Source organism: Sphaerisporangium sp. NPDC051011 (genome assembly GCF_040653595.1).
GTDB lineage: Bacteria > Actinomycetota > Actinomycetes > Streptosporangiales > Streptosporangiaceae > Sphaerisporangium.
This window is the reverse complement of sequence record NZ_JBFAGG010000015.1, coordinates 1-16018: the sequence shown is the minus strand read 5'-3', so window position 1 is coordinate 16018 and position 16018 is coordinate 1. Positions and strand designations below refer to the sequence as shown.

At 70.9% G+C, this 16018-nt stretch carries 9 protein-coding genes; 7 read left to right on the top strand and 2 right to left on the bottom strand.

Going from position 1 to position 16018, the window contains the following annotated elements:
• Nucleotides 1-4: 4 nt before the first annotated feature.
• Complete coding sequence (locus AB0H21_RS30040) at nucleotides 5-1366, bottom strand: S41 family peptidase (RefSeq protein WP_358523186.1); 1362 nt, start codon at nucleotides 1364-1366, stop codon at nucleotides 5-7.
• 251 nt (nucleotides 1367-1617) lie between these two features.
• On the opposite strand from AB0H21_RS30040, the gene AB0H21_RS30035 reads away from it, so the two are divergent.
• From AB0H21_RS30035 to AB0H21_RS30005, 7 genes are all read left to right on the top strand, one after another.
• The gene (locus AB0H21_RS30035) at nucleotides 1618-2067 is read left to right on the top strand and encodes a helix-turn-helix transcriptional regulator (protein WP_358523183.1); all 450 of its coding nucleotides are present in this window, start codon (nucleotides 1618-1620) and stop codon (nucleotides 2065-2067) included.
• Between the two features lie 5 nt (nucleotides 2068-2072).
• On the top strand, nucleotides 2073-2483 hold the full coding sequence (locus AB0H21_RS30030; protein ID WP_358523180.1) for a VOC family protein: 411 nt from the start codon (nucleotides 2073-2075) through the stop codon (nucleotides 2481-2483).
• Nucleotides 2484-2770: 287 nt separating this feature from the next.
• Nucleotides 2771-5161, top strand: coding sequence for an excinuclease ABC subunit UvrA (locus AB0H21_RS30025; RefSeq protein ID WP_358523178.1), 2391 nt, complete (start codon nucleotides 2771-2773; stop codon nucleotides 5159-5161).
• A 35-nt stretch (nucleotides 5162-5196) separates the two neighbouring features.
• Nucleotides 5197-5850, top strand: coding sequence for a response regulator transcription factor (locus tag AB0H21_RS30020; RefSeq protein ID WP_358523175.1), 654 nt, complete (start codon nucleotides 5197-5199; stop codon nucleotides 5848-5850).
• Nucleotides 5847-6989, top strand: a complete 1143-nt coding sequence (locus AB0H21_RS30015; RefSeq protein WP_358523172.1) for a HAMP domain-containing sensor histidine kinase — start codon at nucleotides 5847-5849, stop codon at nucleotides 6987-6989. The genes AB0H21_RS30020 and AB0H21_RS30015 overlap by 4 nt, the downstream gene beginning before the upstream one ends.
• 392 nt (nucleotides 6990-7381) lie before the next feature.
• The gene (locus tag AB0H21_RS30010; RefSeq protein ID WP_358523170.1) at nucleotides 7382-8218 is read left to right on the top strand and encodes a nitroreductase/quinone reductase family protein; all 837 of its coding nucleotides are present in this window, start codon (nucleotides 7382-7384) and stop codon (nucleotides 8216-8218) included.
• 186 nt (nucleotides 8219-8404) lie between these two features.
• Nucleotides 8405-8776 carry a hypothetical protein gene (locus tag AB0H21_RS30005; protein WP_358523167.1) on the top strand — a complete coding sequence of 124 codons (372 nt, stop codon included), beginning with the start codon at nucleotides 8405-8407 and terminating at the stop codon, nucleotides 8774-8776.
• A gap of 50 nt (nucleotides 8777-8826) precedes the next feature.
• Here the strand turns inward: AB0H21_RS30005 and AB0H21_RS30000 are convergent, their stop codons facing one another.
• Nucleotides 8827-15465 carry a LamG-like jellyroll fold domain-containing protein gene (locus tag AB0H21_RS30000; RefSeq protein ID WP_358523164.1) on the bottom strand — a complete coding sequence of 2213 codons (6639 nt, stop codon included), beginning with the start codon at nucleotides 15463-15465 and terminating at the stop codon, nucleotides 8827-8829.
• Between the last annotated feature and the right edge of the window lie 553 nt (nucleotides 15466-16018).

The following is a 16018-nucleotide window of genomic DNA, read 5'->3' as shown; positions in this document are numbered from 1 at the left end:
GGAGTCACAGGAGCGAGAGCGCCTTGGTCACCGCCGGATCGCGTCCGCTCGCCAGGTCCAGGGCCGTCATGGGGGCGTAGTGGTCGACCGGCACGCCGACCGTGTCGATGATCTCCCGGGCCGGGCCGAGGTGGCGCACCTTGGGCAGCAGCAGGACACTGCCGTCGTCCAGGCCGTAGGGGGCGGAGGGCCCGGAGATCGCCCCGCCCGTGCGGGTCCCGACCAGCGGGCCGAGGTCCAGGTCGTGGACGGCCGCGCTGAAGTCCTCGCACGCCGAGGCGCACCCGCGGTCGGTCAGGACGACCAGGCGCAGCCCGAGCAGCGGCACGGTGTCGTCGGTCCGGTTGGGCGCGCACTCGCCGGTGAGCGGGCAGAAGTAGCTGGTGACCTTGCCGTGGACGAACGCGCCGAGCAGCCGCGTGACCTCGCGCGGCGAGCCCCCGCCGTTGCCGCGCAGGTCCAGCACCACCGCCCCCGAGGCGCCCCGCAGCTTGGCGATGACCTGGTCGGCCCCGCCGGGGAAGAACCCGGGCAGCCGCACGTAGGTCACGCCCTCGCGCAGCGTCTTGGCGGTCACCTCCAGGGGCGGCAGCGTGATGGGACCCCTCGTGATCCGGACGGTGCGCACCCGCCCGGTCGTGGGGCGCTTGAGCGTGAGCCGGACCGAGGCGGCGTTGAAGGCCTCCAGGATCCCCGGGGTGGCCGCGTCCCCGACGAACACCGGGACGCCGTTCACCTTCAGCACGATGTCGCCCGGCCTGACGTCGGCCTTGGCGGCCGGGCTGCCGGGCAGGACGCTGGTGATGAACAGCGGCGGCCGGGCGGCCGGGTCCAGCTGCGGGCCCTGCATCGCCGAGGCGCCCATGATGCCCATCCCCGTCGGCCCGCCCTCCGGTGGCGGGGACGGCCGCTCCAGGCGGGCGTGGTTGTCGCGCAGCCCGGCGACGATGCCGGCGATCGCGGCGCGCAGCGCGGTCGCGTCCCCGGCGCCGAGGACCTTCGCCAGCGCCGCCCAGTCGGTGTCGCGGTTCCCGGTGAGCGCGGGCAACTGCAGTCCCGGCCGGTCGGCGCCGCGCCGTAACAGGTCCCGGGTGTAGGCGGAGAAGGCGTCCTTCAGCGGCGTCCTCGGGTCCATGGCCGGGCCGCTGTAGTAGTTGTCCAGTACGCAGTAGTACGCCTGCCGCAACGTGTTCACCGTCGTCGGCGGCGCCTGCTGGGGCGGGGGCGCGGTGAGGACCGCGCAGTCGCCCTCGGCGGCGGCCGAGGAGGATGGCGAGGACGGGACGGGCTGGGGCGTGGGCGCCGTGGCGGGCGCGGACAGCAAGGAGGCCACCATCACGATGGCCGCGCCAACAGATCTGATCATGGCCGCCAGCATGACGGCGCCCCGGTTGCGCGGCCGTGAACGGATCCGTTAACACCACCGCAACCCCCCCACGGTAGGAAGCCGCGGGCCGCCGGCGCGTCCGCGCGGGGATTACGGCTCGCCCATGGTGCGACAAGCCGGGATCGACAGCGTTTTCCGGCATGTCGCCACGGGTCGCAGCCACCGACGAGACGTGGTGACGTGGGACGTCGGCGGCACCGGGCTACCCCGGCGCGACGTACGATTCCCGGGTGACCAGCACATCCGCATCAGCGCAGCACCTGCGCGACCTCGCGCGGCTGCGCCGCGTCCGTGACCGGATCGACCGGGAGTACGCCCAGCCGCTGGACGTCGAGGCGCTCGCCCGCGGCGTGAACATGTCGGCCGGGCACCTCAGCCGTCAGTTCCGGCTCGCCTACGGTGAGTCGCCGTACGGCTACCTGATGACGCGGCGCATCGAGCGCGCGATGGCGCTGCTGCGTCGTGGCGACCTCAGCGTCACCGAGGTCTGCTTCGAGGTCGGCTGCTCGTCGCTCGGCACGTTCAGCACTCGGTTCACCGAACTGGTCGGCGTACCGCCCAGCGTCTATCGGCGCCACGCGACGCGCGCGACGGTGGGGATCCCGTCGTGCGTCGCGAAGCAGGTGACCAGACCGGTCAGGAATCGAGAAGCGCGTTCCGCGGAGGCGCAACTAGTCTGACCTGCATGGATATCACCATTCACGCGAGCTTCCTCCCGCAGGACGACCCGGACGCCGCCCTGGCCTTCTATCGCGACACCCTCGGCTTCGAGGTCCGTAACGACGTCGGATACGGCGGGATGCGCTGGATCACGGTCGGTCCCCCCGGCCAGCCCGGCACCTCCATCGTCCTGCATCCGCCGGCCGTCGACCCCGGCATCACCGACGACGAGCGCCGCACCATCACCGAGATGATGGCCAAGGGCACCTACGCCGGCATCATCCTGGCCACCAAGGACCTCGATGGCGCTTTCGAGCGGCTGCAGGCCGGCAGCGCCGAGGTCGTCCAGGAGCCCACCGACCAGCCGTACGGGATTCGCGACTGCGCTGTCCGCGATCCCGCGGGCAACATGGTCCGCATCCAGCAACTGCCCTGAGCCGTCCGGCGATCGCAGCCGTGACCCGCACGGAGACGGCACCGTGAGGGAGTCCGTCCTCGGGGCCGGTGGCGTCCGCCTGGTGGCCACCGTCACCGTCCCCGAGGGCGACGTCCCCGGGCCGCTTCAGGACCGATGAGTCCGCCCCCGCTCCCGCGCTCGGCCGCGATCGCGCCTGCGGAGGAAAACCAGACATACTGCTCGAACCTGGTCAGATTCGGCCAGGCGGCGCCGGTGGGGACCGCGAAGGCGGCCCCGCCCACCAGATAGACATAGATGGAGACACGGTGAGCATCACGACGAGGACGGACACGCAGTCGCCCACGCTGCACGTCGCCGACAGCCACGATCTGATCCGCGTGCACGGCGCGCGCGAGAACAATCTCAAGGACGTCAGCGTCGAGATCCCGAAGCGCCGGCTCACGGTGTTCACCGGCGTCTCCGGCTCGGGCAAGAGCTCTCTGGTGTTCGACACGATCGCCGCCGAGTCGCAGCGGCTGATCAACGAGACCTACAGCGCCTTCGTGCAGGGCTTCATGCCGACACTGGCGCGGCCCGAGGTCGACGTCCTCGAAGGGCTGACGACCGCGATCATCGTCGACCAGCAGCGGATGGGCGCCGACCCCCGCTCCACGGTCGGCACCGCCACCGACGCCAACGCGATGCTGCGCATCCTCTTCAGCCGGCTCGGACGGCCGCACATCGGCTCGCCCCAGGCGTTCTCCTTCAACGTCGCCTCGATCAGCGGAGCGGGTGCGGTCACCCTGGAACGCGCCGGACAGACCGTGAAGGAGCGTCGCAGCTTCAGCATCACCGGCGGCATGTGCCCGCGCTGCGAGGGCCGCGGCTCGGTCACCGACATCGATCTCGCCCAGCTCTACGACGGCACGAAGTCGCTCGCCGAAGGTGCGCTCACCATCCCGGGTTACACGGCGGGCGGCTGGAACCACCGCCTCTACGCGTCCTCGGGCTTCGTCGACCCGGACAAGCCGATCCGCAGGTACACGAAGAAGGAGCTCCACGACTTCCTCTACCGGGAGCCGACCAGGATGAAGATCGAGGGCATCAACATGACCTACGAGGGGTTGGTGCCGCGAATCCGCAAGTCGATGCTCTCCAAGGACAAGGAGGCGATGCAGCCGCACATCCGTGCCTTCGTGGAGCGGGCGGTGACGTTCACCACCTGTCCCGACTGTGACGGCACCCGGCTCAGCGAGGCGGCCCGGTCCTCCAAGATCATGGGGATCAGCATCGCCGACGCGTGTGCGATGCAGATCAGCGACCTCGCCGAGTGGGTGCGCGGGCTGGACGAGCCGTCCGTCGCGCCGTTGCTGGCGAGGTTGCGGGAGACTCTCGATTCGTTCGTGGAGATCGGGCTGGGCTACCTCTCGCTCGACCGGTCGTCGGGCACGCTGTCGGGCGGCGAGGCGCAGCGCGTCAAGATGATCCGCCACCTCGGTTCCTCGCTCACCGACACCACCTACGTCTTCGACGAGCCCACCGCGGGCCTGCACCCCCATGACATCCAGCGGATGAACGAGCTGCTGCTGCGGCTGCGGGACAAGGGCAACACGGTGCTGGTCGTGGAGCACAAGCCGGAGACGATCGTGATCGCCGACCACGTGATCGATCTCGGCCCCGGCGCCGGTACGGCGGGCGGCACCGTCTGCTTCGAGGGCACCGTCGAGGAGCTGCGGGCCGGTGGCACCCTCACCGGCCGCCATCTCGGCGACCGGGCCACCCTCAAGAAGACGATGCGGACGCCCACCGGCACGCTGGAGATCCGCGGCGCCACGAGGCACAACCTGCGCGACGTCGACGTCGACATCCCGCTCGGGGTGCTCGTCGTCGTCACCGGCGTCGCCGGCTCGGGCAAGAGCTCGCTCATGCACGGCTCGATCCCCGCCGGCGCGGGCGTTGTCTCGGTCGACCAGGGCGCGATCCGCGGCTCGCGGCGGAGCAACCCGGCGACCTACACCGGACTGCTCGACCCGATCCGCAAGGCGTTCGCGAAGGCCAACGGCGTGAAGCCGGCGCTGTTCAGCGCCAACTCCGAGGGCGCCTGCCCCGCCTGCAACGGCGCCGGCGTCATCTACACCGACCTGGCGATGATGGCCGGTGTCGCCACCACCTGCGAGGAGTGCGAAGGCAAGCGGTTCCAGGCATCGGTCCTGGACCACCACCTCGGCGGTCGTGACATCAGCGAGGTGCTGGCGATGACGGTGACCGAGGCTGCGGAGTTCTTCGGCGCCGGTGAGGCGCGCACGCCCGCCGCGCACGCCATCCTCGTCCGGCTCGCCGACGTCGGGCTCGGCTACCTCAGCCTCGGCCAGCCGCTCACCACGCTGTCCGGCGGCGAGCGCCAGCGGCTCAAGCTGGCCACCCACATGGCCGACAAGGGCGGCGTCTACATCCTCGACGAGCCGACCACCGGCCTGCACCTCGCCGACGTCGAGCAGTTGCTCGGCCTGCTCGACAGGCTGGTCGACTCCGGCAAGTCGGTCATCGTCATCGAGCACCACCAGGCGGTCATGGCGCACGCCGACTGGATCGTCGACCTCGGCCCCGGCGCCGGCCACGACGGCGGCCGGATCGTCTTCGAGGGCACACCCGCCGACCTCGTCGCCGCCCGCTCCACCCTCACCGGCCGGCACCTCGCGGCCTACGTCGGCGGTTAACGCCGCTGTAACCCCCGGCAGGGTACGAAGGCCATATGCGGGTTCTGGTGGCCGAAGACGAACGTGACCTCGCCGACCTGGTCGCGGTGGGGCTGCGCCGGCACGCGATGGCCGTCGACGTTGTCTATGACGGGGCGGCGGCGGCCGAACGGCTGGCGGTGCACGACTACGACGTGCTCGTGCTCGACCGGGACCTGCCCGGGACGCACGGGGATCTGGTGTGCCGCGAGCTGGTGGAACGCGGCGCCCGTACGCGGATCCTGATGATGACGGCCGCGGCCTCGGTCCCCGACCGGGTCGCGGGCCTGGGGATGGGCGCCGACGACTACCTGCCCAAGCCCTTCGACTACGCCGAGCTGGTCGCGCGCGTGCGGGCGCTCGGGCGGCGCAGTATGCCCCAGGCTCCCCCGGTGCTGCGGCGCCACGGCATCGTGGTCGACACCCACCGCATGCAGGCATCCCGCGACGGGCGTCACCTGCACCTGTCGCTCAAGGAGTTCGCCGTCCTGGAGACGCTGATGCGCGCCGAGGGCGCGGTCGTCAGCTCCGAGCGGCTGCTGGAGGAGGCGTGGGACCAGCACGCCGACCCGTTCACCACGGTGGTGCGGGTCGTGGTCAGTCGCCTGCGCGCCAAGCTGGGCGACCCGCCGTGCATCCAGACCGTCCCCGGCGCGGGATACCTGCTGTGACGACGGTCCGCGTACGCCTCACGCTGATCTACTCCGGGCTGTTCCTGCTCACCGGGACCGTGCTGGTGGTGACGCTCAACCTGCTGCTGACCCAGGCGCTGCACGCGCGCGTCGGCGGCCGGCCCGACGGCCCCCAGGCCCCGCCCGCCCCCATACCGCCAGAGCTCATCGCCGGGACGCCGGTTCCGCGTCCCCGGCCGCCTCTACCCGACGAGGTGCAGGACGTCGTCGGCTACCAATGGGCCGTGGCGGCGGTCGCGGTCGTGATCCTGGCGGCGGTGTCGGTGGCCGTCGGATGGGTGGTCGCCGAGCGGATCCTGCGGCCCGTCCACCGCATCACCGCGACCGCGCGGCGGCTGTCGGTCTCCAACCTGCACGAACGTATCGCGCTCGCCGGGCCGCGGGACGAACTGAAGGAACTGGCCGACACCTTCGACGCGATGCTCGACCGGCTCGAACGCTCGGTGCAGGGCCAACGCCGGTTCATCGCCAACGCCTCCCACGAACTGCGCACCCCGCTGGCCGTCCAGCGGGCCGCGATCGAGATCGGCCTGCCCGAGGACGCCGGCGAGATCCGCGGCACGCTGCTGGCGCACAACCGCCGCATCGAGAACCTCATCGGCGCCCTGCTGGTGCTGGCCCAGGCCGAGCACGGCCTGGACGACAGCCGCCCGGTCGCCCTGGACCAGGTCGTGCGGCTCGTCGTGGCCGAGACCCGCGCCGGCCAGGTCGCTGTCACCGTCCGAGCCGAGCCGCTCGTCGTCGACGGCGACGCCGTCCTGCTCAACCGGCTGGTCACCAACCTCCTCGACAACGCCGTCCGCTACAACCACTCCGGCGGCCGCGTGGAGGTGACGCTGGCGGCCGGGGTCCTGACGGTCCGCAACACCGGGCCGGTCGTGCCGGCCGAACGCCTCGGCGACCTGTTCGAACCGTTCCGGCGGCTGCACACCACCCGCGGCCAGGGCAGCGGGCTGGGCCTGTCCATCGTCGCCTCGATCGCCCGGGCGCACGGGGCCGAGGTACGGGCGCGCGCCAACCCGGGCGGCGGGCTGGAGATCACCGTGACCTTCACCCCGTCCTACGCGTCTCGCGCCGCCGGGCCCGGGTGGTTCCGCGACGACATGGCCACGGCATGACCACGGTATGCGAGGTTGCCGTGGTGTGTTTCCCGGCATTAAGGTTTGTTTTGTGACTGCCGGGTCGGCCATGGGCCATAACCGAGTGAGGCACCCGGCCATCCCGTGAGCGCCGGGCGGGCCAGAGGTCCGCCTTCCGATGTTATCCGCGCATTCCGCGTGACCCGATTTCATGTTGCGGCGCGCGTCGCCGCCCAGGTCGCAGCCCCGGTGAATTCCCGTGCGGACGGCGGGCCGTCCGATTCCCGCGAATGTCCCGGCTCCGCTCCCCCATTCCCCGCGCCGCGGCGAAAAGCCATTCCGCGGTTCGATTCCGGCCACCCGCCGGGCGGCCGTCTCGCCATGCCCGCGTACCGTTCGCGGCATCGTCATGCCTGGAGAAGAAACACAGAATGCCCATCGATTTCAACCGGCAGATCATCGAGGAGTTCCGCGCCAACGGCGGGCGGGTCGGCGGCCCGTTCGAGGGCGGGCGGCTGCTCCTGCTGACCACCACCGGAGCGCGGTCCGGACGGCCGCACACCACGCCGCTCGCCTACCTTCCCGACGGCGGCGAGCGCACCCTGGTCATCGCCTCGGCCGGCGGCGCCCCCCGCCACCCCGACTGGTACCACAACGTGGTCGCAGACCCCCGCGTCACCGTCGAGTACGGCGTCTTCACCGTCGAGGCGCGGGCGACCGTGCTGGAGGGGGCCGAACGGGACAGCCTGTTCGCCCGCGCGGCCGAGGCCGACCCCGGCTGGGCCGCCTACCAGGCCGAGACCACGCGCGTCCTGCCCGTGGTGGCCCTCCGGCAGGTCGCGGGCGGGCCGCCCCGGGCCGGGTCGTTCGGCGCGGCGCTGAAGGCGATCCACGACGCGTTCCGGCGGGAGCTGGCCGTGGTCCGCGGGGAGGTCGCACGCTCGGGGCCGGGGCTCGCCGCCCAGTTGCGGGTGAACTGCCTGACCGTCTGCCAGGGCCTGCACCATCACCACGTCGGCGAGGACACCGGCATCTTCCCCTACGTGGCCGGGATGCGCCCCGACCTGGCCCCGGTGCTCGAACGCCTGCGCCAGGAGCACGAGAAGGTCGCCGCGCTGCTGGAAGAACTGCGGCGGGCCGTCTCCACCCCGGACGCGGGGCCGGCCCAGGTGCTCGCCCGCGTGGAGCGGCTCATCGACGAGCTGGAGGCCCACCTGGACTACGAGGAGGAGCAGCTCATCCCGGCGCTGGACGCGCCCGCTCCCTGACCCGCGGCACCGTCCTCCCCACCGGCGGGCGTGTCCGGGGTTAGCAGGCAGCGCAGCACCTGGAGATGCGTCGCCGCGACTTCGGGGTGTTGACCGAACTACGCAGGCCAGGGTCCGCGTGTCCATCCCTGAGGGGATCCATGGCCAGCTAGAACTGACGCAGTCCAGCCAGGTGGGAGGGCTGCGTTGGCAAGCTTCGATCATCCGGAACGCGACATCGCGACAATCCGGCTCGAGCACTGGGGCAGAGTCGTGCCTGCATCAGGAACGGTGCCATGGCTCCTGCTCGATCCCGGCGGACAGCCGGTGGAGCCAGTCGTACGGTTCCTGCGGGATTTCGTCGCCTCTGGGAACACGGCGGGCAGCGTGCGGAGCTATGCGTACGCGCTGCAGGTCAGCCTCGATGCGGCCAAGGCGACGCTGGGCCAGCTCACCCGCACGACAGCCGCCGGCAGTGGGCGTCGCACACCTGGGCATGCCGATCATCCGAGACCGTTAAAGAATTCACGGTTTACAAGATTCCCCGGCCGGGCCAACGTCTCCGCAGGACGCGCGTGAACGCTTTCATCGGCGACGCCGACCGATGCCGGTCGGCGTCGCCCGGTACGTCAGGTCACAGTGAAGCGGATGGGTCCCGCCAGAACCGTGTAGCCGTCGTTGTGGAGGTAGTACGCCGCGTACGCGCCCGGGCCGGGGAGTTTGTCGGTCGGCATCACGAGCGTGCCGTCCGCGCCGGGGGTGTAGCGCCAGTCGATGGACGCGCCGTCCTTGGGGGCCATGGTGGCCGGGTAGAGGCCGATCCAGTTCTTCGCGCTGACCGTGGCGGGCAGCGTGGAGTAGGTGAAGGTCAGGCTCGTGCCCTTGGGGACCGACGTCGCGCCCAGGGTGAGCTTGCCGTCGGGAGCCGCCGCCGCGGCGGGCAGCGCGGAGGTGAGCGGGGCGTCGTCCGGTTGCAGGTTGTAGTAGGCCGCCAGGCGGCCCACGATCGTGTCGGCGTACGGGGCCAGCCGGGCGAAGTTGCCCACCAGCGCGGCCCTGGCCGCCTTGTTGAGCGCGGCGAAGTCCTTCGTCGCGCCGGTCAGGTGCGGCTGGAGCTTGGTGATGAGCGCGTAGTCGCTGGCGATGCCGAGCGAGCCCATCGCCTGGGCCAGCGACGGTGTGCTCACACCGGTGTCCAGCACCCGGCTGACGAACGTGACCCGGTGCATGATCCGCCAGCACGGCGGCTTGGTCTCGGTCTGCTGGGCCCGCTTGAGCGCCAGCGCGTTCGGGTCGGTGCCCCGGTCCAGCCACTCGGGGTCGATCACCTTGCCGTAGAAGTCCTCGAAGTTGTCGGTGGTGGTGTCCAGGTAGAGCGTCATGAACCGGTAGGCGTCGACCCGGCCGGGCACCAGGATCGGCTTGCCCTCGGCATCGAACTGCGGCTTGTCACTGACGAACTTCTGCAGCTCGGCGCCGGGCCCGCAGCTCACATCGAGGCTGAACGTACGGGTGGCCTGTTTGGACTTCTTGCGGGTGACGCTGTACCCGGCGCTTACGGACGCCTCCACGCCGAACTTGTTGCCGAAGTTCATGATGTCGAAGCTGATGGCGTAGTTGCCGCCGAAGGAGGACTTGAAGGAGAACGCCCCCGAGGTGGTCTCGGTGACCTGGTCGGTCGTGGCCGTCGTCTCGGCGAAGAAGCCGCCAGCGGCGGTCCACACGTACGTGTTGACGATGTTGCGGCGCGAGGCCGACCTGGTGGCCGCGCGTTTGGCCTCGGGGTCGCCGCCGGAACCGGCCTCGGTGGTGGCGCCGGTGCCGCCCGTCATCCCGTTCAGCACCTTGGCCGCCTGGCCGTGGGTGGGGTCCCAGGTGTGGGTTTGGATGGACACCGAGTCGTAGAAGCCCTGTAACTGCTGCTGCTCGCGCTGGATGCGCTTCTTGATCCGGTATGCCTCGGCGGGGCGGTAGTAGCTGTACTCGCCGCTCACCCCGTCGGCGGCGTTGGGGAAGTGCGGGTCGGGGAACGGACGCAGGCCGGGGACCTGGCCGTACTCGTGGAAGCCGACGATCCCGTCCAGGGTGCCCTGCTTGGTATAGCGGGGGTTGATCGGGAACGGGATCAGGTTCCAGTCGCGGGGGATGTCGGGGCTGGGCAGCATCCGGTAGGCGACGACGGCGCCGGTGTGCGTCAAGCGCAATGCGTACATGTCGGCGGTCTCGGACTGCACGACGGCGAAGCCGGTGTTGGCGGGCACCCAGCGGCGTCCGACGGTGGGGTTGACATGCTTGGTGCCGTCGCCGTCCTCCCAGCCGCCGGCGAGGGTGACCTTGCTGGCGCGGGTGGTGTTGGCGCCCTGGGACACCTCCGTGGTGTTGCTCCAGCTGTTGGAGAAGTCGAGGGACAGGTAGAAGCCCCACTCCTGCTTGACCGCGCTTATCGGCTTGGCGGTGCCGGCGCCCAGCGGCGCGGCGACGGCCCAGACCTCGTCGCCGAACGCCTGGTCGAAGGCGATCTTCATCGCGGTGTCGACGCTGACGTCCCGCTGCGACGACATGGTGTTGACGACGTTGTCGGCCTGCACGAAGGAGACCGACGAGGCGCCCGCGTAGTCCTTCTTCTCGTCGATCATGTTCTCCGACGGGACCGGCGGCGCGCCCTCGATGTAGCCGATGAGCTGGGGGTCGAACTGCACCTGGCCGACCCAGGTGGTGGCCAGTTCGCCGACCTTGAAGCCGGTGCTCAGCGCCCACGACTTGTCGTCCTGGAGGTAGCCGTAGGCCCGCTTGAGCACTCCGATGATCGAGTCGTCCGGGAGCCGCTGCACGTCGCCGTACTCGGTGGCGGCCGGGGTGGTCGCGATCGTGCCGTGGAAGGAGGTCTTGATGCCGGTCAGCGCCGAGCGGATCCGGGCGGCGTCGGTGGAGATCGGCGCTGTGGACAGCACGATCTTCGGACCGGGCGCTGACTGAGTCAGGTGCTGGCCACTCAGCCCGGCGTCCTTGACCAGCGCCCCGGCCACCGTGTCGTCGGCCTCGAACGGGTAGTAGGCGAGCAGGTGCTGCCGGTCGCCCTTGACGCGGCCGAACATGTTGTCCAGGATCTGCTCCTGCGTACGGACGGTCCGCCAGACCCGGATCTCGTCCAGGTCGCCGGTGAACCCCTCGCCCACCACCGAGCGTGGCGCGGCGGACCGGCCGACGGCCGGCTGCGTCATCGGCGCCGTCGCCACGGGACTGCCGTTGCGGTACAGGGTGAACCTGTTGCCCGCCAGGTCGGGGGTGCGCACCCGCGTCACGGCGCGCAGCGTGGCGGGATAGGAGCCGCACATGTCCTGCGTGGTGGAGCCCTTGGACTCCGGGAACCTCCACCAGGCGACCAGCCCCTGCGCCTTGGGACTGATGGGCACGCCGATCTGGTCGGCGTCCCTGGCCACGTTCCAGATCCGTACCTCCGACAGGATGCCCTTCAGGCCGGACACGGTCTTGCCCTCGACCATGCGGCCCAGTTCGGCGGGCGCGTCGTTGCCCACGGGCTTGGCGCCCTTGTAGCGCTGCGCCCCGGCGTCGGCGCCGTCGACGTAGAAGCGGATCTCCACCCCCGTCTCGATGCCCGTCGGGTTCCTGCGCACGACGGCGACCTTGTGGAACCTGCCGGTCGTCAGGGCCGTGGTGGATTTGTGCACGACGGGCGCGGCCGTACCGGATCCGGCCTCGAAGGCGAAGGCGAGGCGGTTGTCGTTGTCGACGTACAGGCAGTAGGGCACGGCCGTCTGACCGCCGTCGCCGAGCACGCCCTTGCCGACGAGCCCGTGCCGGCCGCTGGACTCGATCTGCACGAACGCCTCGATGGTCAGGTTCTCCACGATGTCCAGGCCGCCGGGGCCGCCGGCGTCCAGGTAGCCGGCGCCGTCCATCCGCATCGCCCAGTCCTGGGTGAACGCGACGGCCAGGTGGGCCCATTCCCCCGGCGGGAACTGGTCGACGCTGCGCACGCTCTGTTCGTTGACGGTCGCGTCGATCTGGTAGGCGAAGGAGCCGTCGCCCTTCATGAGCTGCGCCAGGCTCAGCGCGTACCGGGTGGGGCCGGCGTCGGTGGCCAGGATCAGGTCTCCGTTGTTGACCACGGTCGGCCTGATCCACGCCTCCAGCGTCAGGTCGCCGGAGGCGGCCAGGGCCGCGACGTTGGCGGTGTTCGCCAGGTGCAGACGGTTCTTGGCGTCGCGGTCGAAGGAGAACGCCCGGCCGGGGGCGTCGCCGTGCCAGCGCGGGCCGAGCGGCTGGCTGACGTCGGCGGCGGTCCCGGCGGGGACCGGCCCGGTGGCGCTCTGGGCGTACGCGCTGACGATCAGCGAACCGGAGGCCACCGACACGCCGGGGGCGCTGCAGGTGGCCTTGGTGTAGTCGTAGGCGGGGGTGCGCACCTTGGCGCCCGTACCAGCGGTCAGGCCGCCGCTGGTCAGCGTGATCTGCGCCGAACCGGCCGGGGCCGCCTCGGCCGTACGGCTGTCGGCGCCGACCGTCACGGCCGAGCCGGCGGTCAGCGCGGTCGCCAGCGGCTCTATCAGCGTCACCACCTTGTCCTGGATCGACAGCACCGTGCCCAGCTCGGCTCCTTTGGCGGTGCCGTTCAGCACCGAGGCCAGCCGGTCGGCCCGGTCGGGCACCGAGGGGAACGTCTCCTTGGTCGTGCCGCGGCTAACCTCGACCGTGCACAGGTCCGTCCCGGTGGCGGTCACCTTGACCGCGAAGTCGGCCGAGCGCAGGGCCATGTCGCGGGCCGACAGCCGCAACGTGCCATCGGCGACGGTGAACTGCTTGACGGCAGGGGCGATCGTGGCGGCGTAGTAGGCGGCGAAATACTGGCCAGCGCCGCCGCGGAAGTACAGCACCACCTCGCCGGTCGAGCTGTCCAGCAGCGCGGGGGCGTTGGCCGTCCAGGCGAAGGACAGCAGCGCGCCGAGTGTGGTGAGCCCGGCACGGTCGGTGTGCAGCGTGGGCATCGGCAGCACCGCCTCGGCCGCGCCCGCCTGCGCGCCGGTCAGCGTGGCCAGGGTGTTGAGCGCGGTGTCCAGGGCCGCCTTGTCGCCGCCGAGCCGGCTGGAGGCCTCCAGCTGCTGCAGGTACTTCTGCGCTAGCGGCACCGCCTCGGCCATGATCTCGGCCTCCCGCTGCCGCCCCGCGTTCCTGGCTGGGCCGACGATGTTCCGGTTGAGGTTGTACATGCTGAAGATACCGCCGCCGTTCAACTCCTCCTCGAGCTGCTTCAGCCGGGCCACGGTGCTCGGCATCCAGTCGGTGAGCTGCTGGTCGGTATAGAGCTTGCCGCGCGCCGCGGTCACCGCCTCCTCCGCCTGACGGAGTCGCTCGGTGTCCTTGGTCGGGTCGGGTGTGCCAATCCAGGCCAGGTCGACGACGCCGGGCAGCCTGGACAGCCGGCCGTCCTTGGAGACGGCGAAGTCCAGGGTGGCGACGTAGGAGCGGTCGGCCGGTTCGCTCGTGGGCGGCGGCCCGGAGGTGGCGAAGGCCAGCAGCACGCGCGCCTGCCTGCGCTCGGGCACCGGCGCTTGGCCGTAGCCCGTCACCGAGGACTGCTGCTGGTAGTACAGCGTCGCGGTCAGGCCGGCGACAGCCTTTCGGCCGGTGACTGTGAACGACTGGCGGGTGATGCCGGGGCCGTCGTAGACGGGGGCGTCGGAGTCGGCCCACACGGGGCCGGGGTCGAAGCGGCCGGAGAACTTGTTGGCGCTCCGGTCGCGGACTTCCACGCCGGCGCCCTCGTCGAGGGGGAAGTAGGCGTACAGGCCGCTCTCGCCGCCCGACAGGCGCTGGCCCCGGGTGGCGAAGTCGGTGCGCGCGATCGTCCAGATCCGCACCTCGTCGATCTGGCCGGTGAACACGTCGGCGGAGGTCTGACCAGGGCCGCGCCCACCGACCACGATCCGGGCGCTGACGTCGACCTTCTCGGACGTGGTGAGCGTGCCCGCCGCCGCGCCGTTCAGATACAGCCGCAGCGCCGCTCCGTCGAAGACGGCCGCCACGTGCGCCCAGACACCCATCGGCGCCACCGTCGTCGAGGTCAGGGTCTGCGTGCCGTGGCCGAACCGCAGTTTGCCGTCGGCCTGGAGGCTCACGTGCACAGGGCTGTCCATGCTGGTGCGCTGGGTGCGCCCGATGATCAGCCCGGTCCCGGTGGCGGCGGCGGGCTTGATCCAGGCCTCCAGCGTGTACGGCCCCGCCGGCGCGGCCGTGACGTCCACGCCCGCGATCACCGGGGCGCCCGTGCCGTCGAAGCGCAGCGCCGTTCCGGCCCGGTCTTGCGGCGGCTTGACCGGAACCAGCAGCTTGCGGGTGTGCGAGTCGATCCCAGGGGACCGTTCCAGCACCGAGGCGGCGTACTTGGGGTCGGGGCTGGTCCACAGTTGGGTTCCGGCGGGGTTGAACAGCCCGTCGGGGGTCTGCTCCAGGTTGTGGCCGTGCACGGTGCCGGACGCGTCGGCGGTGAAGATCTGCCAGCGGGTGTGCCCGGTGACGGCCGTGGGCAGCGTCAGCGCGGTGAACAGGCCGCCGGTGAGCCGTCCGGCGAACGACAGTTCCATGGTCGGCTCGTAGAACAGCCGGCCCTCCATGTCCCGGGTGCCCAGCGTGTCACCGCCGGAGGCGGGCAGGATCCGGCTGCGGCTGCGCTGGTAGCGCACGTCCACCACCGGCTTTAGCTCGGCGCCCACCAGGACGAAGCGGTCGCACAGCAGCGCGGCGTCGGCCTTGGCCGCCTTGCCTCCGGTGGCGTCGCCAGTCAGCCGCCCGGTGGTCGTCTCGTAGACCGAGCCGGCCGCGCCCGCCGCCACCGACTGGCGGAATACCAGCAGGTAGCGGCCGTCGGAAACCACCTGGATGGGGAACTCGGAGGTCAGCCGGGCGGTCGTGGACAGGAACGGGTCCTCCTCGCCGGGCAGCAGCTTCTCCGAGGGCGACACCTCTGTCGAGCCCAGCTTCTTGACGATCGGCATGACCGCCACCTGGGGCGTCTCGGCGCCCACGTCGACGATCTCGGTGGGGAACACCAGCACGGCCGGGTCGGCGTTCCAGTAGGCCGCGTCGAGTGCGCCGCGCGCCCGGTCGGCCTGGTCCAGGCTGAGCACGCTGTAGTAGACGCGCCGGTCGACGCCGAGGGCGAAGCCGACCACGGTGCCGTTGTGCCGGACCATTGTAGTGGAGATGTACTCGCGGTCCTTGTAGACCTTGATCAGAGTCTTATCGTACACGAAATGAACTCCTTGCCGATTACGTCCGACTCACCGGCCGGAAATGGTGAGGCCGTATTGAATTCAGGCAAACACGTGTCACGCAAGTAAGGGATTCGATTCGCGACGCATCATACCGGTCCCCCTCATCACTCTCCCATCTGGGCGACAAACCTTTCCATTGATCGCCTCGCGTGGGTGGACCGAAATCGCGTCGAGCGACTTGCCGCGATTCCCGTCGGAGCCGCCGATCCGACGCGAACCATCTACCAACTCATCACAGGACGCGGAAGATGACAATGAGGTGATCTCAGCGAATTGCAGGTAGCCAGTTGTGCTCAAAATGAGTCAGGACAAGGGCTGCTCGGGCGATGTCCCGCTGCAACCAGAGCTTCGAGCTTCAACAAGGCTGGCGCCGCCGGACGCGCCAGCTGGGCCGCCTCTGCCGCCCGCGGTTCCAACCCCGGGTCTGTCGGGGGGGGCGGGAATTATGGTGGGGCGCCAGACCCCGCCCCCCCCCCCCCCCCCGCTGGGTGAACCCCGCCGCCGGGGGCGGTGGGGTGATGACCACAAG